The organism is Bacillus sp. JJ1764 (assembly GCF_036962145.1).
Lineage (GTDB): Bacteria > Bacillota > Bacilli > Bacillales > Cytobacillaceae > Neobacillus.
Genome location: NZ_JBALNY010000036.1, coordinates 1 through 24,738 on the forward strand (window position 1 = coordinate 1; position 24,738 = coordinate 24,738).

The window sequence follows — 24,738 nt, forward strand, 5'->3', positions numbered from 1 at the left end:
GATTAGAGGCATGCTGACCGGAATAACCTGACCGTAAATCCTCCAACATGATTCCATTTACGGCATAGGTCCCCCCTTCTATAGGACGAAGCAATCCACCGCGGCCACAAACTGCATCCAATTTTGAGATATTAATTCCTTCCATATCCAGTGTTTCCAAAATCGTATTTTTTCTAAATTCATATTGGTCATTGATATTGGTAAAAGTGTTAACAGTGTCAGCCTCATGGCGGATGGTTTTTTCTAATAAAGAATATTCATTATCGAAGACTCCAATTTTAGTGGAAGTTGAGCCCGGGTTGATGACGAGGATTCGATATTTATGATCTGGCAATGTTTTTAACCTCCATTTTCCATCCGTTTTTTCATTCTGTTTTACATTTATTAGTAATAAATTCCGCTATTTTAAAGGCAAAGACGCTGAATCTTAAAATTCAGCGCTCTGCAACCAAAAAAGTCATAATTTTATTTATCTAGAGATTCTGTGACTTAAAATATGATGACCATTTTGTAAGAATTGACTTCTTGAATTACGCATTTTTGCGATTCTCTCTTCTGCCATACGGTCAGCAGCAACATACGTTGGAATACCGTCACGCTTGGAAATCTCAATGACTTTAGTGATGTTGTCATAAATGGTTTCCACTTTTTTCATAGCACGGTCATGGTTGTATCCATATAATTCGTCAGCAACATTGATCACTCCGCCGGCATTGATAACATAATCAGGAGCATATACAATTCCCATCTCATGAATTAAGTCGCCATGACGTGTTTCTTTCAGCTGGTTATTAGCAGCACCGGCAATGACTTTTGCCTTAATCTGAGGAATAGTGTCATCATTAATGGTTGCACCTAATGCACAAGGAGCATAAATATCGCAATTCACACTGTAAATTTCGTTTGGATCAACCGCACGTGCGCCAAAATCTTCTACTGCACGATTGACTGCTTCTTTATTGATGTCTGTTACGATTAATTGAGCACCCTCTTCATGTAAATGACGGCACAGGTTATATGCCACATTTCCTACACCTTGAACAGCTACTACTTTTCCTTCCAATGAATCCGAACCAAATGCGGCCTTTGCAGCAGCCTTCATACCACGGTATACGCCATAAGCAGTTACTGGGGATGGATTTCCAGAAGAGCCGAAAGCAGGTGAAATCCCGGTAACAAAATCTGTTTCTTCATGGATTAAATCCATATCTGCCACTGTCGTACCAACATCTTCTGCTGTAATATATCTGCCGTTTAATCCTTGAATGTAACGGCCAAATGCCCGGAACATTTCTTCATTTTTATCTTTTCGAGGATCACCGATAATAACTGTTTTTCCGCCACCAAGGTTCAAACCTGCTGCAGCATTTTTATACGTCATTCCCCGTGCCAAGCGGAGCGCATCTTCAATGGCTGCTTCTTCAGAAGCATATGTCCACATCCGTGTACCGCCTAAAGCAGGTCCTAGAGTGGTATCATGTATAGCAATAATCGCCTTTAATCCTGATTGTTGGTCTTGGCAGAAAACTAGTTGCTCATAATCATATTTTTCTAAGTACTTGAAGATTTCCATTGTTCAATTCCTCCTCATATTTTTGAAAAAAGTCAAAGTTCACTTAAAAACCCCTGGCTTTCATCATGCTAATAAAGTTGCAAATCACTGTTATTCAGCTACACTGCAAAGGGCAAGTGCTAATGAATAAAGCTTACTTTCTGCTGAATCCGCCCTTGAGGTTAAAACGATCGGTGCTCTTGCTCCGGCAATGACGGCTCCAACTTTAGCTTTGGCAAAATAAATCAATGATTTATATAAGGCATTTCCAACCTCTATCGCTGGAACCAAAAGGATATCGGCATTCCCCGCGACTTCACTTTGAATTCCTTTATGTTCGGCAGCAAGGGTTGAGATGGCATTATCCAATGCCAGTGGTCCATCCACTATACATCCAGGAATTTGTCCCCGTTTATTCATAATGGTTAATGCTGCGGCATCCATAGTTGCCTGCATTGCAGGATTGACTGTTTCAATAGCAGCGAGTGGAGCTACCTTAGGTTGATTTATACCAATTGCCTTGGCAATAGTAACGGCATTTTTAATTATTTGAGCCTTCTGCTCTAAATCAGGAGCAATATTCATACCAGCATCGGTAATTAAAATAAATCGATCATACTCAGGAATTTCAAAAACGGCTACATGTGACAGTGCATTTCCTGTTCTTAAACCATATTCTTTATTTAAAACTGATTTTAATATAACGCTTGTCGGTAGATTTCCTTTCATTAAGACGCTTGCACTTTTAGAGGAAACGGCTTTAACGGCCAATTCTGCCGCCATTGAAACAGAATCAGCATGAACAATTTTTAATTGATGTGTTGGCGTCAAATTAAAATGCTTCGAACGAAGAATGGTAGTAATTTTTTCTTCATCACCATAAAGAATAAAATTTGCTAAATTACGTGAAAGTGCATCAATCACGGCATCGATTACTTCAGAATCTTCTGCTGCAGCAACTGCGATGGTTTTCTTGTTTACCTGGGTTGCTTTGTCAATTAGTGATTCCAGCAACAAGTTGTCCTCAACCCTTTCTGTTTATACTACAACTCCTACTATACTTATTTGCAAATTTCGTGCCAAGATAAACTCCGTGAAAACGCTTCATTTCCGGCATCCACACCGTGCAGCTATTTTCATACCATGAAATTTATTGCATGCTATTTTTTTCAAGGTGATATTTATCCAATTTGTAATATAGATTTCTAACGGATAACCCGAGTGTTTTAGCGGTTAAGGTCTTATTTCCCTCTAAGCGGTTTAATGTTTCCGCGATAATCTTAGCTTCATACGATTCAACCATTTCTGCTAGACTTCGATTAGACGTTACGACTTCATCTAGTTGGACATGGTTTTGTTTTTGAGCTTTTTCGGTGGCTAAAATCGGCAAATGCAGGACATCTATAAATGTTTCATTATACTTCATAAAAATAATCGCTCTGCCCAGAATATTTTCTAATTCTCTTACATTTCCCGGCCAGTCATATTCTATTAACTGATTTAAAGCCTTCTCGGTAATCCCTTCAACATTCCGACCATAATCCCGATTAATCTTGATAATCAATCGTTCACATAGTGCCGGAATCTCTTCTTTTCGGCTCCTTAATGGAGGTATATGGATCGGCATCCGATTTAAACGGTAGTATAAGTCTTCCCTAAAGGTTCCTTTGGCAATCCCCTTTTCTAAATTGACATTAGTTGCCGCAATCACCCTTACATTAATGGAAATTGACTTTGTCCCTCCGACCCGAATAATTTCATTTTCCTGAAGAACTCTAAGGAGTTTTGCCTGTGTCCCGGCAGACAGCTCGCCTATTTCATCAAGAAAAATACTTCCGTTATTCGCTTCTTCGAAAAGTCCCCTTTTTCCTCCTCTGATTGCACCGGTGAAAGCACCCTCTTCATAACCAAATAACTCACTCTCAAGCAACGAATCGGATAGTGCCGCACAGTTTACACGAATAAATTTGTTATATTTTCGATCACTTGCATTATGTATGGCATGGGCAAATAACTCTTTTCCTGTCCCGGATTCCCCGCGAATTAGCACGGTAGCAGGAGTTTTAGCCCCCAGTTTTGCTTGTTCAATGGCCAGCATCATTTCTTCAGATGTGCCAATAATATCTTCAAATGTATATTTTGCTTCTAGGGTTCGAATTAACTGACGTGCCCGGCTTAACTCACGGCTGAGGGATTTCATCTCTGACATATCGTGGATCACACCAACACTGCCTTTTAATTTCCCATTCACAATAATCGGTGCCACATTTACAATGACCTCTCGTTTACCTGGCCCCACTCTCATTGGAACACCGCGAACAGCCTTTCTCGTATTTAACACCTTCAAATGCATACTTTCGCCTTCAGATATATCTGCTGTAGCCGGATGTCCAATTACCTGCTCCTCTTTTAAACCTGTAATCCGCGAATAAGCTGGATTAATCAAGATTCCCCGTCCAGATTCATCAACAACAGAAATCGCATCGTCACTCGAATGGATAATCGCCTGTAGCATCGTTTGAATTTCTTTTAAGTCCGTAATTTCCTCAGCTAAATTGACGACCTCGGTAATATCCTTAAACACAGCCAAGGCCCCAATTAATGTTCCATTTTCCTCCACAATCGGAATACGGGTTGTAATAATTTTTCGTCCATTCCCTAAAATCATTTCTTGATTGGTTTCAATTCTTCTCGTTTCAAGAATGATGGGTAAACGACTTTGCGGAATTACCTCCCCGACGTATTTTCCAATGACCGTCTCCTTTTTTTGTTCCATCATTTCTTCGGCACGACGATTAAATAAAATTATGTATCCACGATGATCAATCACAACCATGCCATCGTTAGTGGAATTAAAAATTAATTCCTGTACGTATGATTCATATTGATGTTTCTGAATTAGTTCCTCTTTCTCTTCCAGTAATTTCGAAAAAAGAAAAGCCACGCTTCCCGGTATTAATAAGGTTTTTCTTGGCTTTTGATTTCGCAGTTCCTGAAAGACTTGATCATCTCCAGTAACCTCAATAATGATATCTATATTTTCGTTTAAAAGAGGACCCCAGTCTGTACCGGTTTTAATCCCTTCACGCCCAGCTAATTGAATCCCTGGGGCATCAAAATTGCGGTCAATCACAGCATAAACATTTAGAACTTCCGATTCTTTAATAATTTTAAGAATCGCCGTTCCTCCTTTTCCGGCCCCAACAATCATGACATTTTGCATCTATATACCCCTTTCAATAAACCATGTAGGGTGAACCAGTTGTTTACTAGCAACGGAGAGTTATGCAATTTTTTTCACACTCTAATTCTATCGTGAAACGTCTATTCTTGACAAATTTTATCTGCGAAATCATATTTTAATGTATAATAAAAAAAGAATCTTTTTATGGAAGGACTTCATAATGACGCGGATTATTGCCCTTATAATATTATTAATTCCAGGGATGCTGGCTGCTTGGGGAATCAAATTGATGCGAGACATGACATTCGGCATTTTACAGCCGCCATTTCCTTATTTAGTCATCCAATTTCTAGCAGGCCTTATCTTTTTGATCGGGGGGCTCGGCTTTATTGCCGGATTTATTCTGCACAGAGATCGAAAACGAAACAAAGTTCAACAGCGATTCAAAAAATAAAGAGGCCATTATCTCAATGGTCTCTTTTGATAGGTTTCTCTTATTTTAATCGCTTTAACTGGATCATCCGTGATGATAGCTGTACAGTTGATTTGAAACAAACGTTTCATATCTCTGTCCTGATTCACTGTATAGGGCCGGACTGCAATTCCATTTTCCATTGTCGTTATGATGATTTGATCCGATATATTGGAATGCTTTGGATGAATCCCCTTGGCTCTAATCGATTTCGAATAGATCCAAGGCATATAGATCGCTTCAATGAACAAAGGCGCCGTTTCAATTTCCGGGGCAATACGATAACAATAAACAATACTATAATGATTAAACGAAGAAAACACAATTCGGTCCTCTAACCGATATTTATGAACTAGTTCAACGACTTTCTCTTCCATCCCTTCATAGGGGATTAGTCCGTTCTTAAATTCAATATTACAGACCATTTTATTTGATTTAAGCCATTCAAGTACTTCTTCTAATGACGGGATTGGCTCCTTTTTGGGACCATTCTTATCCGCATTTAATTTTCTAAGATCCTTAAATAGGAAATCTTTCACAAAACCACTGCCATTCGTGGTTCGGTTCACTTTCTCATCATGAATGACTACTATTTCTCCGTCCCTTGTCAATTGAACATCAAGCTCCAGACCGTCTGCTCCAGCCTTTTCCGCTGCAATAAATGACCCCATAGTATTTTCCGCATAAGCAGCAGAATATCCCCTATGTGCGAAAATTTGCGTCATCTTTTCACTTCCTTAATAAAATGAGCATTTTCTATAACAATTATAAATCCTGCTTAAACAGCTTATGCAAACAAGATACCATATTTTCATCAACTTATAAAAAAAAGCCCCAAACGAGGCTTTTTTAATCCTTTCAAGAAGCTTTATGTTCTAGACGCAGTTTATCTGCCACCATTGCGATAAATTCGGAATTGGTCGGTTTTGCTTTTGACATGCTGACAGTGTAACCGAATAAAGAGGATATGGAGTCGATATTACCTCGGCTCCAAGCCACTTCAATGGCATGTCTGATGGCCCGTTCCACACGGCTGGCAGTTGTATTATATTTTTTTGCAATGTCAGGATATAAAACTTTAGTGATGGAGCCTAAAAGCTCAATATCATTATACACCATAGCAATTGCTTCCCTTAGATACAAATAACCCTTAATGTGGGCTGGGACACCAATTTCATGAATGATACTGGTAATGCTGGCATCAAGGTTTTTAGGTTTCGATTCCGTTTGAGGGCGGTAGCTTGAAGAGGAAACCTTACGAGAAGAGACGGAATTTCTGCTTCCGCTAACTTGGCGAATATGATTACCTAAATTGTCCATGTCAAATGGCTTTAGAATAAAATAGGATGCACCTAATTCCACAGCTTTTTTGGTTACATCTTCCTGCCCAAATGCCGTTAACATAATGACATTCGGCAATACACCACGGTTCATTTCACGAAGTCTCTCGAGTACAGCTAGGCCGTCAAGATGGGGCATAATTATATCTAAAACAAGTACATCTGGTTCGATTGTACTTAATAAGTCCAAACATTCTTGTCCATTATGGGCTACACCAGCCACTTCCATATCATCTTGTGAGGAAATATAATCCTCTAATAAACCTACTAACTCTCTATTGTCATCAACGACACAAACTTTTATTTTCTTCAACTCCGCTTCCTCCTCAGCTCAATTGTATCTATGTAGCACAGTTTTGTTCTAATTCTATTCTAAATTAGAAATTCGACAATGCAACAAAAATTCCTCTCATTTTTTTAATATTTCTTAAAATAGTGAGAAAATCTTATCTTTTCTTTGTTTTTCTCGGTTTTTCGACGCAAAACGCAATATTCCCAGTATTTAACTTGAATTTGTCGAAAACTTTTCATGATAATGGGTGCTGTTTTGTGTATAACCATACTTTTTAACCACGAAAAAAGAAGCAAAATAGGGAATGACTCCTATTTTGCTCGGATGTTAACTTGCTTTATTTTTTGGAACGTCATATATGTTAATTCCGGCTTCATTTAACATCCATTCAATATGGACACCATACCCTGAAGTTGGATCATTTACAAAAACGTGGGTAACCGCACCAATCAATTTACCGTTTTGAATAATTGGGCTTCCGCTCATACCTTGAACGATGCCTCCCGTTTTTTCCAAAAGCTTAGGGTCTGTCACTTTGATCACCAATCCTTTTGTTGCCGGAAACTTTTGCGGAATTGTACTGACGATTTCAACATTAAATTCTTCCACTTTATCATTGTTTACCACCGTCAAAATCTTTGCTGGTCCTTCTTTTACCTGATGGGATAACGCAATAGGAATTGCTTTATCCATTATACCATTTTTTAATTCCTTGTTTATTTGCCCAAAAATTCCAAATGGGCTATTCTTTTTAATATTTCCAACCACTTCACGGTCTGAAGAAAATCTAGCTAGCTTTTCACCAGGGTCACCGTTGCTGCCTTTTTCAATAGAAGTAACCGTTGATCGAACAATTTGACCATCTTCTACTACAATTGGCTGCTTCGTATCCATATCGGAAATGACATGTCCTAAAGCACCGTATTTTTTGGAATCAGGATGAATAAAAGTCATCGTTCCAATTCCTGCTGCTGAATCCCTGATATATAAACCCAATTTGTAAGTGTCTTCTCCCTTATCTTTTAACGGAGTTAATTTGGTTCGAACTTTTCCATTCTCACGACTAATCATCATGTCCAACGACTTGCCTTCTTGTCCTGCTGTTTGGACATATGGAGCAACATCTGTCATTTTTTCAATTTTATTGCCATTAATTTCTGTTATTATATCGCCGACTTTAATTCCTGCTATCTCGCCTGGCGACTTTTTTCCGTCTTCCGTATTAACTAAGTGGTGACCAACCACTAATACACCAACTGTATTCAACTTTACACCGATTGATTGCCCTCCGGGAATAACTCGAAAATCTTTTAGAACATTTACGTCAACCTTTTTAATGGGAATACCCGCAAATTCCAAAAGCATTTCATTTTTTCCATTTTCATTTGCTTTGAATGAAACTTTGTTTTTTTCCTGCTCAAGCGTGATATTGCTGTTGGATTTCAAAGTTGCTGTAACCGGGGCTGCTTTTTGAAAAGAGAAATCGTCACCTTCAAAAACGGTAACACTCTTCGGTATATTTACATATTCTCTCATAGGCTGAAAAAAAATAAGGCTAATTAATGAAACAAGGAGAATTCCACCAATCAATTTTCGAAATAACTCTGACTTCAAATTTTTCACTCTCCTCGCTTCTAATTCAACTTGAAATGGCTACATCTTTAATTTTGCCTCCTTGACAAGCATTTATAACTTTGTTCCAAATAAAAAAGCTACCCAAGATGGATAGCATTTCAAATTTTTTTGGTTTTTTCTGCTAATTGTAATAGTTCCCCTGCATGTTGCTTAGTAAGATCAGTGATTTCCACACCAGAGATCATCCGGCCTATTTCCTTAATTTTATCATGTTCATTTAGTGGTGTAACAGAGGTAGTCGTCCTTCCACCTTTAATATTCTTGGAAATATATAAATGAGTGTCAGCCATTGCAGCGACTTGAGGCAAATGCGAAATACATAAAACTTGCGAATCAGTAGCAACTTTATATATTTTTTCGGCAATCGCCTGCGCCACTCTTCCGCTTACTCCAGTATCTACTTCATCGAAAATAATGGAGGTGACACCTTGATGCTTGGAAAAAATACTTTTTAATGCCAGCATAATCCGAGATAATTCTCCCCCTGATGCCACTTTTGATAATGGTTTTAACGGCTCCCCCGGATTGGTGGAAATATAAAATTCTACATGATCCATACCTGTTCTTGAAAAATGATCCGAATCTGTTTCAAAGCGAATGTCAAATATGGTTTTTGCCATATACAATTCCTTTAATTCTCTATGTATTAACTTTGTCAGTTTTTCAGCCCATTTTTTTCGAAGTTCACTTAATTGTTTGGCTTCCAATAACAGGTCTTTTTGCAATGAAGCCAGCTCTTTTTCTAATGCCCCTATGTGTGTCTCTTTATTTTGCAAGGTCTCTATTTCTTCTTCTATCTTTGCAGCATATTCAAGGATTTCCTCAATTGTTTTTCCGTATTTACGTTTTAACTGGTTCATTTCATTTAAGCGCTCTTCAATCTCGTTTAATCTGTGAGGATCAAATTCTAAACCATCCAGTTCATTGCGAATGGACCCTACAGCATCCTCCAATTGGTAGTAGCAATTAGAAATGACATCATATAAATCTTTATAGGCTGAATCAAGCGCTGCGGCGTCCTCTAGGTGACCCATGGCCAACCCAAGCCAATCAAGCCCTTTTTGTTCACCATTTAAAGCTGTATAGCCTAATTGAAAAGATTCATAAATCCGTTCAAAATTAGCCAGCCTCCGCTTTTCTTCCGCTAATGCTTCATCTTCCCCAGGTTTTAACCCAGCCTTTTGAATTTCATCTAATTGAAAAAGGATTAAATCGAGGCGGTGAGCCATTTGTTGATCATTCTCACTTAAGGTTCGCAGTTTTTGACGTGTTTGTTCAAATTTACGGAAGATTTCTTGATATTCTTCAAGAGAATCAAGTATTTCTTCCGCGCCAAATTGATCAAGTAAAGGTAAATGGTGAGATTCATCCATTAATTCTTGATGTTCATGCTGACCATGGATGTCCACCAGTGCAGCCCCTATTTCCCGCAATGTAGAAATTGTCACTAATTTTCCATTAATACGGCAGACACTTTTTCCACTGCGGAAAATATCCCTTCGAAGGACAATCATGCCTTCTTCAATATCAATTCCAAATTCCATAGCTCTTTCATAAACAGGATGATTTTCATCATCCATTTGAAAAAGACCCTCGAGTTCTGCTTTTTCTTCCCCATGACGAACAAATTCAGACGATCCTCTGCCACCTACCAACAAGTGAATAGCATCAATAATGATAGATTTTCCTGCACCTGTTTCTCCTGTTAAAACGGTTAGTCCTTTGTCAAATGACACTGATAACTGCTCAATTATCGCAAAGTTTTTAATTGATAACTCAGATAACAAGGATCTCCCCCCAATTAAAGCATATCCAAGAAACGCTTCGTGATAATTTCTGTATCCTCTTCCGATCTGCAAATGATCAGCATCGTATCATCACCACAGATTGTACCTAAAATTTCATCCCAATCTAGATTATCAATAAGAGCCCCAATTGCCATTGCATTTCCTGGTAAACATTTCATCACCAGCATATGACCGGCAGAATCAATTCGTACAAAGGCATCAACTAAGGCGCGTTTTAATTTTTGTAATGGATTAAATCTTTGATCCGCCGGTAGACTGTATTTATAACGACCGTCACTTAATGGAACCTTCACAAGATGCAATTCCTTTATATCTCGGGACACGGTTGCTTGAGTCACATTATAACCAGCATTTTTCAATTCATCGACAAGGTCATCCTGTGTTTCAATATCGTTATTAGCAATAATTTCTCTGATTTTGATATGGCGTTGGCCCTTATTCATACTTTCACTCCTGTTTACCCTTCGAATATTAGTACTATGAGTACTTTCTACCCATATGTTAGCCCATTTTCGTGAAATTGTACAATTAAAATTTATAAAAATACAGGATTATACAAAAAAGGATAAGCCCAAGCTTATCCCTTATATTTGTTAGCTATGAAATTCCTCATGAGCTGCATCTACGACTTCTTTTGGAGTAACAGGTAGGCCATTCACACCTGTCTCTCTTTCACCTTCCCATTTAAGGTGGAGAAGAAATTCTATATTTCCTTCTCCTCCTGTAATAGGTGAAAAAGACAGATTAATGGCAGCATACCCTTGCGAGATGGCAAACTGTATAATTTTTTCAATTACTTCAATATGAACCTTTTTCTCACGTACAATACCTTTTTTTCCAACCTGCTCACGCCCCGCCTCAAATTGTGGTTTTACCAGAGCAACGATGTCACTCCCAGGAACCAACAATGTTCTTAAAACGGGTAGTATTAGGGTTAATGAGATAAATGAAACGTCAATCACTGCAAAATTCGGCATCTCTCCAGCCAAATCAGCCGGAGTCACATAACGAAAATTCGTCCGTTCCATAACCACAACTCGTTCATCCTGCCGTATTTTCCAGGCCAATTGGTTGTAACCAACATCAAGTGCATACGACATTTTAGCGCCATTTTGCAGGGCACAGTCAGTGAAGCCGCCTGTGGAGGCTCCAATATCAATCATCACTTTATCCAAAACACTGACATCAAAAACCTTAAGAGCTTTCTCCAACTTTAAACCGCCGCGGCTAACATAAGGAAGGGTGTTTCCTTTCACCTGTAGCGGAATGTCCACTTTTACCTTTTCCCCAGGCTTATCCAATCGCTCTTCATTTGAATAAACAAGGCCGGCCATTATGGCTCTTTTTGCTTTTTCTCTTGTTTCAAATAACCCTCGTTCAACTAATAAAACATCTATTCGTTCTTTATTTTTCATGAAGTAATGCCCTTTGTTGTTTTTTACTGGTCAAAAGCGAGATTCTTTTGACCACTTCTTTGGTTGTAAAATTAATTTCCTCTAACAGTGAACCAACATCACCGTGTTCAATAAATTGATCCGGAATTCCCATACGGTCAATTTGGGCATGATAAAATTCTTGATCATGGGCATACTCTAAAACAGCACTGCCGAATCCCCCTTGTAGAATTGCCTCTTCAATTGTCAGAATAGGAATATTTTCTTTAAGAATATGATTCAGCATGTTTTGATCCATTGGCTTGATAAAGCGAGCATTGACCACTCTTACTGAAACACCTTGTTTTTCAAGCTGTTCCGCTGCCTCCATGGCCATTGGGATAGTTGTGCCAAAGGTTAAAATGACAGCATCTTCCCCTTCTTTCAGCACTTCCCAGGTACCAATAGGAATCTTTCTAAATTCCGTATCCATCGGTACACCAATTCCGTTTCCACGAGGGAATCTCATCGCGATTGGCCCTTCATCATAGTTTAAGGCCGTATATACCATATGCTGCCCTTCATTTTCATCTTTTGGCATCATTAAAACAATATTTGGAACATGTCTTAAAAAGGCAATATCAAATACCCCTTGATGCGTTTCGCCATCAGCTCCAACTAATCCGGCGCGGTCAATCCCGATAAACACATTTAGGTTTTGACGGCAAATATCATGAACTACCTGATCATAGGCTCTTTGTAAGAAGGTAGAATAAATCGCTAAAAAAGGCTTCATATTCTGAGTTGCTAGTCCGGCAGCCACCGTTGCGGCATGCTGCTCCGCAATCCCGACATCATACATTCGATCCGGGAATTCACTAGCAAACCCTTCAAGTTTAGAACCTACCGGCATAGCCGGAGTGATTGCCACGATACGGTTATCCTCACGTGCAAGGTTACGGACGGTTTCACTAACAAGACTGCTCCATGCTGGCGGCAGCTTTTTATTTGGTTTTACGAAATCACCGGTGTCCATTTTATATGGACCTGTTCCATGCCAAGTTCCAACTTTATCAGACTCTGCAGGATGAAATCCCTTGCCCTTTTTGGTAATCACATGCAGCAATACTGGACCTTCCGTTTTTTTGGCGTAGTTAAGATTCTCAGACAGTGCATCAAAGTTGTGCCCATCAATGGGGCCTAAATAGGTAAATCCTAACTCTTCGAAAAACATACCTGAAACAAATAAATATTTTAAGCTATCCTTGACCCTTTCAGCGGTTGCTGCAAGTTTTCCACCCACTGCAGGCACTTTTTTAAGCAATAATTCCAATTCATCTTTTACCCATTGGTATTTACCCGCGGTCCGTAATTGCCCAAGGATATTGTGGACCGCCCCGACATTAGGGGCTATGGACATCTCGTTGTCATTTAAGATCACAATCATGTCCTTTTTTTCATGGCCAATATGATTCATGGCTTCTAGTGCCATCCCACCAGTTAGAGCACCGTCACCAATGACAGGAACCACAAAGAATTTTTCTTTTTTTAAATCTCTGGCAATGGCCATTCCCATTGCGGCAGAAAGGGATGTAGAGCTATGCCCGGTTTCCCAAACATCATGCTCACTTTCCGTTCGTTTCGGGAATCCGCATAACCCTTTAAATTGGCGCAATGTATCAAATTCACAAGCTCTGCCCGTTAAAATTTTGTGAACATAGGATTGATGCCCTACATCCCAAAGAATTTTGTCTTTTGGACTATTAAAGCATTTATGTAAAGCAATGGTTAATTCAACCACACCTAAATTTGGCCCGATATGGCCGCCAGAAACGGAAAGCTTTTCAATTAAGAACTTCCGTATGTCTTGACTAAGGCCCTCCAATTCTTTGTTGGACATCCCTTTTAAAAAGGAGGGGTCTTTTATTGATAACAGATCCATTTATGGATCACTCACTTTCATACTTTTTCTTACACATGTCATTATACTATTAATACCTTTTAATGTTAAAAATAGCCGTCCACATATAGTGATAACGGCATGACAACGTTTTCGACATTAATATCAATTATAACACACCATTATCATTGCTACAAATCCCAATAGAATTAATGGTCACGGGATGCAATTAAATCTGTAATTTCCAAGAGCAGTTCTGTTTTTATTCCAGTTTTATCTAAATGGAATTTCGCCTTATTTATTTGGTTTTTTAGTGCGGCTTTTGCTCCTTCTAATGATAATAACTGTGGATAGGTACTTTTATGATTAGCTGTATCACTTCCAACAGGTTTGCCAATCAATTGTTGATTTCCAATTAAATCTAATATATCATCTTGGATTTGGAAGGCAAGTCCAAGGTGATGAGCAAAAGTTAATAAATTTTTAACCTGTTCTTGTCCTGCCTTTGCTAATATAGCTCCAGCCAATACACTATAGCAGAGTAATTTCCCGGTTTTATGAATATGAATATACTCCAATTCCTCTAAAGAAAGAGCTTTATCTTCCCCTTCCATGTCGGCTACTTGACCGCCAACCATGCCTTCTGCACCTGCTGCTTTTGCCAGTTCAGTTAATAATTTTACTTTTACTTCCGGAGGTGCTAGTTCATTTGGGGTTTTACANNACATAGCACTTCAAAACTATAGGTTAACAAGGCGTCGCCAGCCAGCGTGGCAACGGCATCTCCAAACACCTTATGATTCGTCGGTTTCCCCCTGCGAAGATCGTCATTATCCATGCTTGGCAAGTCATCGTGAATCAATGAATACGTATGTATCATCTCAATCGCCGCAGCCACATTCAGCCCGTTTTTTGGATCCATCCCGAAGGCGTTTAAGGTTGCAAACAATAAAAGTGGACGAATTCTTTTCCCCCCTGCCTGGAGAGAATAAATCATTGACTCCTTTAGAACTGCCGGTGCATTTAACGTTTCAACTTGGTTTCGAAGTTCCTGTTCTAAAAGCTGTTTATATTCCAGCGTAAATGCTTCTAAAGCGTTGCTCGCCAACTTCTATTCCTCCTCATCTATAGTAAAACTCTCGGTGCGTCCGTCCTCCGTAATAATTTGGGTTAATTGTTCTTCTACACTTTTCAATTTATCATGACAAAGTTTTGATAACTCCATACCTTCTTTATAAAACAGGATCGCTTTTTCTAAAGGGACATCACCTTCTTCAAGCTTATCAACAATCTGCTCCAGCTTGGTCATGGCCTCTTCAAAGGTTAAATTTTTCTCATTCTCCACGATTATCTCTCTCCTTTATGGTTTCCACTTTACAGTAAAGACTGCCATCTGATAATTGAACCTGAACGGTATCCGCTTCTTTTATCTGATGAACGCTCTTTATAATCCGATCATCCTCTGTATAGGCTAAGCTATAGCCGCGCTCCATGATTTTTAAGGGACTCAAGGCCTGCAAAGTAGCAATCATACGCTCAAAGTCAGTTTGCTTTTTTAATAAAATTTGCTGGATATTTCGCTCTAAATTTTTTTGTGTACGTTCGAACAGGGTCTTAGCATCTTTTAATGCTGTATTAGGGTGGTTTCGCTGTAATCGCTTTACCATTCCATCCTGCTGTTCCTTTTTTATACTTACTAATCTTGTTGTGCCGCGAACCAGCCTTTCTGTTACTTTATCAACCTGTTCAAGCTTTTGTTCGTACAGCATATGGGGATATCGAAAAGCATAGGATTTTTGAACTCGATTAAATCGTTCTTTTTCAAAACGCAGCTGTTCTTGCATGGCCCTCATAAGGCGACTTTGCTGCTGTAATACTCTGTGCATAAGTTCTTCAATATGTGGAACAGCCATTTCCGCAGCACCTGTTGGGGTCGGGGCACGAAGATCTGCCACAAAGTCCGCAATTGTAAAATCTGTCTCATGACCTACAGCCGAAATGATGGGGATTTTCGATTGAAAAATGGCCCTGGCGACCATCTCCTCATTAAATGCCCATAATTCTTCAATAGAGCCCCCTCCACGCCCCACAATTAATACATCAATTTCCTTCAAATGATTGGCCCTTTCTATTGCCTTGACAATCGAAGGCGCAGCATTGTCTCCTTGTACAAGTGCTGGGAAAACCAAAATATTAGCAATGGGATATCGTCTTTTTAAAGTTGTAATAATGTCCCTGATGGCGGCACCAGTAGGAGAGGTGATAACACCAACTGTTCCTGGATATAACGGCATCCTTTTTTTGACTTCGGGAGCAAATAATCCTTCCTCAGCAAGCCTTTGCTTTAGCTGCTCATAGGCCAAAAATAACTCACCAATTCCATCAGGCTGCATTTCTTTAATATATATTTGATATTGCCCACTTGATTCGTAGACTGTAATATCGCCTTTTACAATTACCTTCATTCCGTTTTCCGGTGCAAACTTCATGGCTCGCGAATGACTTGAAAACATGACTGCTAGGATTCGGGCTTTTTCATCCTTTAAGGTAAAATACATATGTCCACTGGAGTGCTGTTTAAAATTTGAAATTTCTCCTCTTACATGGACATCATGCAAATGCGGGTCGGCATCAAATTTTCTTTTTATGTATTTAGTTAATGCATGTACAGTTAAGTATCTTTCCTTCTGCATAGGGATACTCCTTTATTTCGAGCTCTAGAACATAAAAACTGTCCTTATCTATTATAAAGTTCATTCCTATTTTTGTCTGTAAATGAACAAAAAGGAACTATTTAAAATAATAGATAAGGACAATCCTAATTATGATCTTTCTGCACTTTCACGGGCAGATTTTAAGGTATTATACATAAGCATGGTAATGGTCATCGGGCCCACTCCTTTGGGAACAGGTGTAATATACCCTGCTACTTCAATCACTTCATCAAATGCGACATCACCACAAAGTTTTCCAGCTTCATTACGGTTAATGCCAACATCGATAACAACAGCGCCTTCTTTAATATGGTCAGCTGTAATAAAATTAGCGATCCCGACTGCAGCTACAAGGATATCGGCTTGTCTTGTATGAAACTTTAAATCCTTTGTTTTGGAGTGACAATACGTAACTGTTGCATGCTGATTCAATAATAATTGACCAACTGGTTTGCCTACGATATTGCTTCTTCCAACCACAACAACATCTTTACCAGCAACCGAAATCCCTGCCTCTTCAAGCATTACCATAATTCCAAAAGGGGTGCAAGGTAAAAAGGCATTTTGTCCTGTCATCATTCTGCCAATATTAATAGGATGAAAACCATCCACATCTTTATCAGGTGAAATGGATTCTATGACTTTCGTTTCATCAATATGCTTAGGTAGCGGCAATTGAACTAAAATGCCATGGATTTGTTTATCATTATTCAATTCATGAATTTTTTCAAGTAGTTCGCCTTCTGAGGTTTCCTCTGGTAATTCGATTAAAACGGAATACATCCCTAATTCTTTGCAGGCCTTTTCTTTGTTTTTTACATATGTACGAGAAGCATGGTTATCCCCAACTAGGACAACTGCCAAACCCGGAACGATCCCATTTTCCTTTAAGCTTTTTACTTCCTCTGCAATCTCTTGTCTTTTTTTGTCGGCAATTTCTTTTCCACTAATAATAACTGCGGTCATTTTCAACTCTCCCCTTTTAAAGTAAAAATTTCCGTAAACTGTGTTTTAAAGGTTTTGTTTAATCTTAGAAAGGACACCATTGATAAATTTGCTTGACTGGTCATCTCCATAGATTTTGGCAATTTCAATAGCTTCGTCAAGGACAACATTACCCGGAACTTCCGTACTTAAAAATTGTAATTCATAAACTGACATTCTAAGAATGTTGCGGTCAACCGTTGCCAATCTTTCTAGTGACCATTTTTCGAGATTTTCAGTCAGCAGCTTGTCGATTTCCGATTTATGTTCATACACCCCATTAACAAGCTTTGACAAATACTCGTCACTGGCCTCCTCTTCTAATACATACTCAATAGCTGACTTAGGGTCGCTATCACTTACATCAATTTGAAAAAGTGCTTGTAAAGCCTTTTCCCTAGCTGTTCTTCTTTTCATTATAACTTTAACTCCTTTAGAGGTTTTAAGAAATTTTTGTCTAAATATTATTCATCCTATAGTATTGATCTAATTGTAATGGATAGACACATAAAAAGATAATAGCATATCTATTTTAGATTCGCACATGTATACCTGATTTTATTTTAACTTTCCTTTCAAAAAGGCTCTGTTGATTTCCGCTCCAGGCACTTCGCTCCAATCAACAGGGTATAAAATCAACAGTTTTCTTTAACACAGCCTTAAAAAAAGAGAAACCAAAGGATAGCGCTTCCTTTGGTTTCTCTTGGTTTATACTTCTTCTTCTATTAAGGCTTCTTGTTTCTGAGTTTCAAATTGAACGCCCACAACGTGAATGTTCACTTCTTCGGCTTCAAGAGCAGTCATATTTAACAACGCTTGACGAATATTTTCTTGAATTTTACCGGCAACACTTGGAATAGAGATTCCAAATTTCATTAAACAGTAAACATCAATTTTTATGCCCGTCTCTGCAAGTTCAACCTTTACACCCTTACCGTGATTCTTTTTGCCAAGACGTTCAACAACACCAGCAGCGAAATTGCCGCGCATACTGGCGACACCTTCCACCTCAGATGCAGCGATTCCTGCGATTACTTCAATCACTTCAGGTGCAATTTCAATCTTCCCTAGACCGTTATTTTCTTGCTCCATCTCCAGGATATTATACTCGCTCAACTAAAACACCTCCAGATTTTAGACAGACTTCATCACATCATATAGCTCAAGGAATTTGGTATTAAATTGTCCTTCTACAAACTTTTCATGCTCAAGGAGCTTCAGATGGAATGGAATAGTTGTATGGATTCCTTCCACTACAAATTCGCTTAAGGCGCGTTTCATTCTGGCAATCGCTTCATCCCTTGTGCTTCCATATGTGATAATTTTCGCAATCATGGAATCATAGTAAGGTGGAATGCTATACCCTGGATAGGCAGCAGAATCAACACGAACTCCTAAACCTCCCGGCGGTAAATACATATTAATTTTACCTGCGGAAGGAAGAAAATTCTTTTCCGGATTTTCAGCATTGATTCTGCATTCAATTGCCCATCCGTTAAATGTTACATCCGCTTGTGACAACGATAATTTTTCACCGTTTGCAACTCGGATTTGTTCTTTAATCAGATCAATTCCGGTCACTAGTTCCGTTACAGGATGTTCCACTTGTATTCTTGTATTCATTTCCATAAAGTAAAATTTGCGATTGCGATAATCATATATAAATTCTACCGTTCCTGCACCTGAATAATCAACTGCTTTTGCAGCTTTTACTGCTGCATTTCCCATTTCTGCCCTAATTTCGCCATCTAATGCTGGTGAAGGGGTTTCCTCAAGCAACTTTTGCAGTCGGCGCTGGATCGAACAATCCCGCTCGCCCAAATGAATAGTGTTTCCATAATTATCTCCCAAGACTTGAATCTCGACATGACGAAAATCTTCAATATATTTTTCAATGTACACGCCTGGGTTTCCAAAAGCAGTTAATGCCTCTTGTTGGGTGATATTAATCCCTTTGATTAATTCTTGCTCATTTCTGGCAACTCGGATTCCTTTACCGCCACCTCCTGCCGTTGCTTTAATAATAACAGGAAATTGAATACGTTCTGCCAGTTCTAATGCTTCGTCAACATCGTTGATAATACCGGTTGAACCCGGAACAATCGGTACACCAGCTTCTCTCATGGTTTCTCTTGCAATGTCCTTTGTGCCCATCTTGGTGATTGCTTCAGGGCTTGGACCCACAAAAGTAATATTGCATTCTCGGCATAGCTCAGCAAAATCAGCATTTTCGGCTAAAAATCCATATCCCGGATGAATGGCATCACAGCCCGTCAATTTTGCGACACTTATTATATTGGTCACGTTTAAATAGCTGTCCTTGGATGAAGTAGGACCAATACAGTAAGCTTCATCAGCTAACTGAACGTGAAGGGCTTCACGGTCTGCTTCGGAATAGACAGCGACGGATTCAATTCCCATTTCGCGACATGCACGAATGATCCGGACTGCTATTTCTCCTCTGTTCGCAATTAACAGTTTTTTTATCATGGGTTACGCTCCTTATTCAGGCTTTACTAAAAATAATGGCTGTCCATATTCTACTAATTGCCCATTTTTCGCGAGAACTTCAACAATTTCTCCATTCACTTCAGCCTCTATTTCGTTAAATAACTTCATTGCTTCCACAATACAAACGATGGAATCCTTTGTTACCTTCGAGCCTGCTTTTACGTATATATCTGCATCTGGACTTGGAGATGCATAGAAAGTTCCTACCATTGGTGAAGTGATCTTATGTAGGTCTGTTTCAGTTGTCTCAACTGCTGCAACTTCAACAGGTTGTGTGGTTTCTTGCTTAACTTCCGCTACATGAGTAGCAGGTGTTGAAACAGGCATGACTGGAGCCTGAGCTGCCATCGGCTGAACTGCCTGAATGACAGGCTGGACAGTTGCAGTAGTCACAGCACCACTCTTTTTCATTTTGATTTTTGAACCTTCATTTTCATATACAAATTCATCAATGCTTGATTGATCTACCAATTTAATAAGTTCGCGTATTTCTTGAACCTTTAACATTGTTTACACCCCTTGTGCTATTAAAATTATTACTAGATACTAATACTATACGATAATACCTTGTCTAAGTTCAATCATCTAAATTTGGGAATCAGGTGTTTTTGGCACTGAGTTCTTATTTTATAGTAATATTTTTTATGCAAAATGTAAATTTTGTAATTGTCATTAAATTCTGTAAAAAAACAACTCTCCATAAAAAAAGGAAAGCCAATGCTTTCCTCCTTTGTTATTTTGCCGCTTGGAAGGTAACAGCAACAAAGTTTGTTTCGCCAATTTCTTTTTTAACTTCTTGAATGATTTTATTTGCTTCTGATGGAGATGGTTTATTTTTGGACTTGACAGTAACACTAACCTTTGCTCCATCTGCTCGTACTAGTGCATCTTCGTATCCCATGGTTTTAATCATCGTTTCAAGAAGTTCTTCCTTTTGGGCTGTTTCGTTTAATTTTTGCATTTGGTCTTTTGCTTTCATCCGCTCATCTGCGGGTAGATCTGTCGAAGCCATCGTTGCTGTCAATTCTTCCTTTAATTCGCTGCGAGAATCCTCAAGTTTCATGCGAAGTTCTTCGAATTGAGCATCCCCGGCAATGGTAGATACCACCGTTTTTCCATTTTTGGCTTCTGATTTTGTTTTTTGTGTGTTTTTAGCCGTCTCAGTTTTTGCCTTTTGTTCAACTGTTGCCAAATCAGCATTTTTTTGCTCGGGTGAGGTGATATAGTAGACTGATAGGACTACTACTAAACTTAACATTGTTAATAACCAAACCGTTTGTTTTTTCAATAGCATGATAAAATCCCCCTTTATTTTTTCGGAAATACGCCAACTCGATAGCTAGGTACTCCTAATGCTCTTGTTACTGCTTCAACAATCCATTTTTTCACCTGGATATTATCTGCTCCTTTGGCTACTACCATGACACCACGGATCGCAGGCTTCTTGGTTTCGACGACAATTGGAACTTCTTTATCACCATTTCTGATGATGACCAGCGTCTCATCAGAAGATGATTCTTGAACTTTTCTTTGACCGCCCTCACGATCTGCTTCTTCTGTTGTTTGCGATTTGACTGATTTATTTTTTTCCAGCACTTTTTTATCTGATGAATCAATCGTTACAACCACGGTGACATCATCAACCCCAAGAATTTCCTGCAGTGCTTTTGTCAGCCGCTTTTCGTATTTTTCTTCATATTCAGCTATATCCTTGTTTCCTGAACTTTTGCTGAGGCCAAAGGTAGGAACATCCTCTGCTGCTGCTTTTTGATTCGTTGCGGCAGGTACATTGGCAGTACTGGTGTCATTCTTGAAGAGGATATTTCCGACAAGCATAAATGCTGCTCCAACACATAAAACCAATAGCATATACTGATATTTTCCCGGCTTTTTATCTGACTTCCCATCGTTTTTCAGCTGCTTTTTAAGCCAAGATAATGGTCCACGATTATTATCCATTTTCTTTTGAGATCCCCCCTTCTATGGAAACTTCGATTGTTCCTTTGGTTACATTCCATTTTTTCGAAAGAAATGCAGCAATTTTTTCAGTTTCTTCTGTTGGTTTTTTAGAAGGAAGAGGTGTATCAGTGTTTATTTCTATAGGTTTTACCGCTTCGACTGTCTTCTCACCTGATTCTGGCTGTTTCAGAAGAACCATTACCTTTTGGAGGTTTTTCGGGAAAGCTTGGTCACTTGCTTCGTTTGTTTGAACGTCAATTCTTGCGATCTCCAATCCGTATTGTTCCATCAACTCCTCTTTCACGTCCTTTTTCAGTTGGACAGCCATTTCTTCTAAAATATATGCATCTTGAGAGGCTTGTATTTCTTTTTTCTTTAAATCTATTGAATTTTTTAGATTTTTTTCTCCAGGAGTTTGGTAGGAAGGAATAGAAGCCAGGGTTGTTTCAAAATCCTTGGAGATTAATTTAAATAACGGGGTTAGAATTATAGCGATTAAGAGTAATCCTGNNTTTGCATGCTGGAATTGGGGATAAGCATATCTATAACAGTAGCTAGCAAGATAAATAGGATGATATTCGTTACCCATTCTTTTAAGAACTCCAACGTAGATCCCCCCCCCTATCGCATCATCATAGTCAAATTTCCTGCAGCCACAATAACGGTAATACTTAAAAAGAACATCAAAGATACGATTCCTAACGCAGCAAACACATAAATGACACTCTTACTGATAATATCTAGACATTTAATAATGGGCCCTCCTCCCAATGGCTGGAGAATGGCAGCTGCAAACTTGTAAATAAAGGAGATCATCAGAATTTTAAAAGCAGGAAAGGCAACGATAATCAGCAGAATGGCAACGCCGGCAATTCCCACTGAATTTTTTAATAACACTGAAGCACTAACCACCGTATCTGTCGCGTCGGTAAACATTCTCCCAATTACTGGTATAAAATTACCAGTAATAAATTTAGCAGTTCGAATGGTTATACCATCTGTCACAGCGGCAGATGCTCCCTGTACTGAAATTACTCCTAAAAATACTGTCAGGAACAGCCCCATTAGTCCGATACTCCAATTTCTGAGCAACTGGGCTAATTGGGTAACTTTATATTGCTCAGACATTGTACTGACAATGCTAAGCAGTGTAGCCAAAAATAGCAGTGGAAGAATAATATATTGCATGAAGATCCCGCTTACATTCATTAAAAACAAAATGACGGGGTGAAAAAATGCTGCTGATACTAGTCCACCTGAGGCAGCTATTAATGCCAGCAGCAACGGGATTAATGCAAGCACAAAGGAAATCATCGTCCCAATGGCCTCATTTGTATAACTGATGGCGATATGAAAACTGTTTAGTGCTAAAATAACGAGAACCATATAGACAATGGCATAGGCAACCTTACTAATATTGCTCTTTTCAAAAGCATTTTGCATAGATTGCAGGAACATGCTGAATACCGCCAACATGATTAAAGATCCTAGCAATTTGCCATTTGCGACAAATTCATGAAAGATGAACTTTAGAAATCCCAGTCCCCATTGTTTAAGGGAGAATTTTTTTTCACCTTTGATAAAATCATATAAGCTCCCCTTTTGACTTTCAGGAAGGTATCCACCATATTTCTCTGTAATGTCTTCCCAAAATTGCTTCAGTTCAGTTAAATCCAATGTTTCTAGCTGAGAATCTACCATTTCCTGCGGTGAAAGAGGTTTTGACGTTTCTTGAGACTCCTGGGCAGCTTGGACTTGTGGAATCAGAAAAAAATAGAATAAAAGGATGGTAATAGGAATCAACTGCAGCTTTTGCTTCATTTAACACACCTCTTCTTTTAAAAAGAAACTGCCTTGGCTAGCTTGGAATGAGATTAATAATGGTTTCAATAAGCACTGTCAAGATCGGTATCGCCATCGCTAAAATGATTACTTTACCTGCCAATTCAATTTTTGAAGCAATTGCACCTTGACCTGCATCCTTCGTAATTTGTACAGCAAATTCCGCAATATAAGCTATGCCGATGATTTTAAGAATGGTCTCAACATAAACTAAATTCACCTTGGCATTAACTGCCAGCCTTTCGAGCATATTAATAATTTCGTATATTTTATCTACTAAGAAAAGAAAGATTGTACAGCCTACGAACACAATTAACAGGAAGGCAAAATTTGGTTTTTGCTCTTTAATAATTAAAGCGAGAAAGGTGGCTACGAGAGCGATTCCGACTATTTTAATGATTTCAATCGTAGAGCCCTCCTTTCTATTGGAACAAAAAGACAGATTTTATTTTTTGGAATAAATCGTCAACAATCGAAGCAACTTGAAACAGGATGTAAATAAAGCCAAACAGGGTAACCCACTGGGCATATTCCTTTTTGCCAACCTGATCGAGTACTGTATGCAAAAAGGCAACGACAATCCCCACTCCGGCGATTTTAAAAATGATGTCTACTTCTAAACCCATTGCTTTTCCCCCTAAAATAATAAAATAATCAGTAATAGGCCCGACAGGAATCCCAGACTCTTTACCATTTTTTCATATTTTGCCTGCGCCTGAATGGCGTCTGCCTCCTCTCTTTCCAAATGAGATAGAGTCAGCATAATGTGTTTTTGCTGGGACAAGCGATCATGCCGGCCAAGGGTCTCCCCAAACTGCTTCATAATTTCAAATTCCCCTTGTTTTAGTGCGGTTGACTTCCATACCTCTTTTAAACTTGACTCCCATGCTTCTTTTACCGTAGTTTCCGTATCAGCTAATTTCTTTGCAAATGTTTCAAAAAAGTGGGACAGAGGCTTTGTCAACTGAGCTGCTAAACGCCTTGAAGCTTCGTGTAAGGGGGTATGTCCATACATAATCTCGGCTTCTAAGGATTGCAGAGCAGACCGCAGTGCCCTGAGCTGCCGTGGCCGCTCACTTAAATGTTTAGCTGCCTCAAATCCTGTTACAGTTGTCGCAACGATAATAAAAATCGCTCCAATCAGTTTAACCATTTATGTCACACTCACTTTT

The 24,738-nt window shown here is 39.0% G+C and carries 26 protein-coding genes and 2 pseudogenes (1 of these 28 only partly in view); 1 reads left to right on the forward strand and 27 read right to left on the reverse strand.

Features of this window, described 5'->3' with window-relative positions; all coding sequences use genetic code 11:
- The 4 genes and pseudogenes from V7083_RS05460 to V7083_RS05475 all read right to left on the reverse strand — a co-directional run.
- Nucleotides 1-334: pseudogene (locus V7083_RS05460) on the reverse strand (butyrate kinase); the annotation flags it as partial.
- A gap of 135 nt (nucleotides 335-469) precedes the next feature.
- Nucleotides 470-1,573: a branched-chain amino acid dehydrogenase gene (gene bcd / locus V7083_RS05465; RefSeq protein WP_335476193.1), complete on the reverse strand. Its 1,104-nt coding sequence runs from the start codon at nucleotides 1,571-1,573 to the stop codon at nucleotides 470-472.
- A 90-nt stretch (nucleotides 1,574-1,663) separates the two neighbouring features.
- A complete protein-coding gene (gene yqiS, locus V7083_RS05470) occupies nucleotides 1,664-2,569 on the reverse strand; it encodes a phosphate butyryltransferase (protein ID WP_335476195.1) in 906 nt (301 codons plus the stop codon).
- A gap of 133 nt (nucleotides 2,570-2,702) precedes the next feature.
- Complete coding sequence (locus V7083_RS05475) at nucleotides 2,703-4,775, reverse strand: sigma 54-interacting transcriptional regulator (protein ID WP_335476197.1); 2,073 nt, start codon at nucleotides 4,773-4,775, stop codon at nucleotides 2,703-2,705.
- A 181-nt stretch (nucleotides 4,776-4,956) separates the two neighbouring features.
- On the opposite strand from V7083_RS05475, the gene V7083_RS05480 reads away from it, so the two are divergent.
- Nucleotides 4,957-5,190 (forward strand): DUF2627 domain-containing protein, encoded by a 234-nt coding sequence (locus V7083_RS05480; protein WP_335476199.1) that lies wholly within the window; start codon nucleotides 4,957-4,959, stop codon nucleotides 5,188-5,190.
- Nucleotides 5,191-5,198: 8 nt separating this feature from the next.
- On the opposite strand, the gene V7083_RS05485 is transcribed toward V7083_RS05480, so the two are convergent.
- The 23 genes and pseudogenes from V7083_RS05485 to spoIIIAA all read right to left on the reverse strand — a co-directional run.
- Nucleotides 5,199-5,933 (reverse strand): glycerophosphodiester phosphodiesterase, encoded by a 735-nt coding sequence (locus V7083_RS05485; RefSeq protein ID WP_335476200.1) that lies wholly within the window; start codon nucleotides 5,931-5,933, stop codon nucleotides 5,199-5,201.
- 133 nt (nucleotides 5,934-6,066) lie between these two features.
- A complete protein-coding gene (spo0A, locus tag V7083_RS05490) occupies nucleotides 6,067-6,861 on the reverse strand; it encodes a sporulation transcription factor Spo0A (protein WP_335476202.1) in 795 nt (264 codons plus the stop codon).
- Between the two features lie 306 nt (nucleotides 6,862-7,167).
- The gene (gene spoIVB, locus V7083_RS05495) at nucleotides 7,168-8,454 is read right to left on the reverse strand and encodes a SpoIVB peptidase (protein ID WP_335476204.1); all 1,287 of its coding nucleotides are present in this window, start codon (nucleotides 8,452-8,454) and stop codon (nucleotides 7,168-7,170) included.
- 119 nt (nucleotides 8,455-8,573) lie between these two features.
- Complete coding sequence (gene recN / locus V7083_RS05500; RefSeq protein WP_335476206.1) at nucleotides 8,574-10,262, reverse strand: DNA repair protein RecN; 1,689 nt, start codon at nucleotides 10,260-10,262, stop codon at nucleotides 8,574-8,576.
- A gap of 14 nt (nucleotides 10,263-10,276) precedes the next feature.
- The gene (gene ahrC, locus V7083_RS05505; protein ID WP_335476208.1) at nucleotides 10,277-10,726 is read right to left on the reverse strand and encodes a transcriptional regulator AhrC/ArgR; all 450 of its coding nucleotides are present in this window, start codon (nucleotides 10,724-10,726) and stop codon (nucleotides 10,277-10,279) included.
- Nucleotides 10,727-10,876: 150 nt separating this feature from the next.
- Entirely contained in the window at nucleotides 10,877-11,698 is an 822-nt protein-coding gene (locus V7083_RS05510; protein WP_335476210.1) for a TlyA family RNA methyltransferase, read from the reverse strand.
- Nucleotides 11,688-13,598 carry a 1-deoxy-D-xylulose-5-phosphate synthase gene (gene dxs / locus V7083_RS05515; protein ID WP_335476212.1) on the reverse strand — a complete coding sequence of 637 codons (1,911 nt, stop codon included), beginning with the start codon at nucleotides 13,596-13,598 and terminating at the stop codon, nucleotides 11,688-11,690. The genes V7083_RS05510 and dxs overlap by 11 nt, the downstream gene beginning before the upstream one ends.
- A gap of 167 nt (nucleotides 13,599-13,765) precedes the next feature.
- Nucleotides 13,766-14,664: pseudogene (locus tag V7083_RS05520) on the reverse strand (polyprenyl synthetase family protein).
- Nucleotides 14,665-14,667: 3 nt separating this feature from the next.
- On the reverse strand, nucleotides 14,668-14,901 hold the full coding sequence (locus V7083_RS05525; RefSeq protein WP_335476214.1) for an exodeoxyribonuclease VII small subunit: 234 nt from the start codon (nucleotides 14,899-14,901) through the stop codon (nucleotides 14,668-14,670).
- Nucleotides 14,891-16,249: an exodeoxyribonuclease VII large subunit gene (xseA, locus tag V7083_RS05530; RefSeq protein ID WP_335476216.1), complete on the reverse strand. Its 1,359-nt coding sequence runs from the start codon at nucleotides 16,247-16,249 to the stop codon at nucleotides 14,891-14,893. The genes V7083_RS05525 and xseA overlap by 11 nt, the downstream gene beginning before the upstream one ends.
- Before the next feature lie 129 nt (nucleotides 16,250-16,378).
- A complete protein-coding gene (gene folD, locus V7083_RS05535; protein ID WP_335476217.1) occupies nucleotides 16,379-17,236 on the reverse strand; it encodes a bifunctional methylenetetrahydrofolate dehydrogenase/methenyltetrahydrofolate cyclohydrolase FolD in 858 nt (285 codons plus the stop codon).
- A gap of 45 nt (nucleotides 17,237-17,281) precedes the next feature.
- Nucleotides 17,282-17,671, reverse strand: coding sequence for a transcription antitermination factor NusB (nusB, locus tag V7083_RS05540; protein ID WP_335476219.1), 390 nt, complete (start codon nucleotides 17,669-17,671; stop codon nucleotides 17,282-17,284).
- Nucleotides 17,672-17,962: 291 nt separating this feature from the next.
- A complete protein-coding gene (locus V7083_RS05545) occupies nucleotides 17,963-18,370 on the reverse strand; it encodes an Asp23/Gls24 family envelope stress response protein (protein ID WP_335476220.1) in 408 nt (135 codons plus the stop codon).
- 18 nt (nucleotides 18,371-18,388) lie between these two features.
- Nucleotides 18,389-19,744: an acetyl-CoA carboxylase biotin carboxylase subunit gene (gene accC, locus V7083_RS05550; protein WP_335476222.1), complete on the reverse strand. Its 1,356-nt coding sequence runs from the start codon at nucleotides 19,742-19,744 to the stop codon at nucleotides 18,389-18,391.
- Between the two features lie 12 nt (nucleotides 19,745-19,756).
- Nucleotides 19,757-20,272: an acetyl-CoA carboxylase biotin carboxyl carrier protein gene (gene accB / locus V7083_RS05555; RefSeq protein WP_335476224.1), complete on the reverse strand. Its 516-nt coding sequence runs from the start codon at nucleotides 20,270-20,272 to the stop codon at nucleotides 19,757-19,759.
- Nucleotides 20,273-20,498: 226 nt separating this feature from the next.
- Nucleotides 20,499-21,059, reverse strand: a complete 561-nt coding sequence (locus tag V7083_RS05560; RefSeq protein ID WP_335476226.1) for a SpoIIIAH-like family protein — start codon at nucleotides 21,057-21,059, stop codon at nucleotides 20,499-20,501.
- Between the two features lie 14 nt (nucleotides 21,060-21,073).
- Nucleotides 21,074-21,724 carry a stage III sporulation protein AG gene (gene spoIIIAG, locus V7083_RS05565; RefSeq protein ID WP_335476228.1) on the reverse strand — a complete coding sequence of 217 codons (651 nt, stop codon included), beginning with the start codon at nucleotides 21,722-21,724 and terminating at the stop codon, nucleotides 21,074-21,076.
- Nucleotides 21,717-22,313, reverse strand: a complete 597-nt coding sequence (locus tag V7083_RS05570; RefSeq protein WP_335476230.1) for a stage III sporulation protein AF — start codon at nucleotides 22,311-22,313, stop codon at nucleotides 21,717-21,719. The genes spoIIIAG and V7083_RS05570 overlap by 8 nt, the downstream gene beginning before the upstream one ends.
- Nucleotides 22,314-22,345: 32 nt before the next feature.
- Nucleotides 22,346-23,545, reverse strand: a complete 1,200-nt coding sequence (spoIIIAE, locus tag V7083_RS05575; RefSeq protein WP_335476232.1) for a stage III sporulation protein AE — start codon at nucleotides 23,543-23,545, stop codon at nucleotides 22,346-22,348.
- Nucleotides 23,546-23,582: 37 nt separating this feature from the next.
- On the reverse strand, nucleotides 23,583-23,972 hold the full coding sequence (gene spoIIIAD, locus V7083_RS05580; RefSeq protein WP_335476346.1) for a stage III sporulation protein AD: 390 nt from the start codon (nucleotides 23,970-23,972) through the stop codon (nucleotides 23,583-23,585).
- Between the two features lie 16 nt (nucleotides 23,973-23,988).
- Nucleotides 23,989-24,192, reverse strand: coding sequence for a stage III sporulation protein AC (gene spoIIIAC, locus V7083_RS05585; RefSeq protein ID WP_007084610.1), 204 nt, complete (start codon nucleotides 24,190-24,192; stop codon nucleotides 23,989-23,991).
- 11 nt (nucleotides 24,193-24,203) lie between these two features.
- Entirely contained in the window at nucleotides 24,204-24,719 is a 516-nt protein-coding gene (spoIIIAB, locus tag V7083_RS05590) for a stage III sporulation protein SpoIIIAB (protein ID WP_335476234.1), read from the reverse strand.
- Nucleotides 24,712-24,738: the end of a stage III sporulation protein AA gene (gene spoIIIAA / locus V7083_RS05595; protein WP_438823698.1), read on the reverse strand. The gene runs 906 nt beyond the window's last position; only the last 27 of its 933 coding nucleotides appear in the window; its start codon lies off the right edge, out of view; its stop codon occupies nucleotides 24,712-24,714. Before spoIIIAA ends, spoIIIAB begins: the two co-directional genes overlap by 8 nt.

What these genes read in the sequence shown, in the direction of transcription:
- bcd (WP_335476193.1), bottom strand. Translation starts at nt 1,573, where the DNA reads ATGGAAATCTTCAAGTACTTAGAAAAATATGATTATGAGCAACTAGTT.
- V7083_RS05475 (WP_335476197.1), bottom strand. Translation starts at nt 4,775, where the DNA reads ATGCAAAATGTCATGATTGTTGGGGCCGGAAAAGGAGGAACGGCGATT.
- V7083_RS05480 (WP_335476199.1), top strand. Translation starts at nt 4,957, where the DNA reads ATGACGCGGATTATTGCCCTTATAATATTATTAATTCCAGGGATGCTG.
- V7083_RS05485 (WP_335476200.1), bottom strand. Translation starts at nt 5,933, where the DNA reads ATGACGCAAATTTTCGCACATAGGGGATATTCTGCTGCTTATGCGGAA.
- ahrC (WP_335476208.1), bottom strand. Translation starts at nt 10,726, where the DNA reads ATGAATAAGGGCCAACGCCATATCAAAATCAGAGAAATTATTGCTAAT.
- V7083_RS05510 (WP_335476210.1), bottom strand. Translation starts at nt 11,698, where the DNA reads ATGAAAAATAAAGAACGAATAGATGTTTTATTAGTTGAACGAGGGTTA.
- dxs (WP_335476212.1), bottom strand. Translation starts at nt 13,598, where the DNA reads ATGGATCTGTTATCAATAAAAGACCCCTCCTTTTTAAAAGGGATGTCC.
- xseA (WP_335476216.1), bottom strand. Translation starts at nt 16,249, where the DNA reads ATGCAGAAGGAAAGATACTTAACTGTACATGCATTAACTAAATACATA.
- folD (WP_335476217.1), bottom strand. Translation starts at nt 17,236, where the DNA reads ATGACCGCAGTTATTATTAGTGGAAAAGAAATTGCCGACAAAAAAAGA.
- nusB (WP_335476219.1), bottom strand. Translation starts at nt 17,671, where the DNA reads ATGAAAAGAAGAACAGCTAGGGAAAAGGCTTTACAAGCACTTTTTCAA.
- accC (WP_335476222.1), bottom strand. Translation starts at nt 19,744, where the DNA reads ATGATAAAAAAACTGTTAATTGCGAACAGAGGAGAAATAGCAGTCCGG.
- accB (WP_335476224.1), bottom strand. Translation starts at nt 20,272, where the DNA reads ATGTTAAAGGTTCAAGAAATACGCGAACTTATTAAATTGGTAGATCAA.
- V7083_RS05560 (WP_335476226.1), bottom strand. Translation starts at nt 21,059, where the DNA reads ATGCTATTGAAAAAACAAACGGTTTGGTTATTAACAATGTTAAGTTTA.
- spoIIIAG (WP_335476228.1), bottom strand. Translation starts at nt 21,724, where the DNA reads ATGGATAATAATCGTGGACCATTATCTTGGCTTAAAAAGCAGCTGAAA.
- spoIIIAE (WP_335476232.1), bottom strand. Translation starts at nt 23,545, where the DNA reads ATGAAGCAAAAGCTGCAGTTGATTCCTATTACCATCCTTTTATTCTAT.
- spoIIIAC (WP_007084610.1), bottom strand. Translation starts at nt 24,192, where the DNA reads ATGGGTTTAGAAGTAGACATCATTTTTAAAATCGCCGGAGTGGGGATT.
- spoIIIAB (WP_335476234.1), bottom strand. Translation starts at nt 24,719, where the DNA reads ATGGTTAAACTGATTGGAGCGATTTTTATTATCGTTGCGACAACTGTA.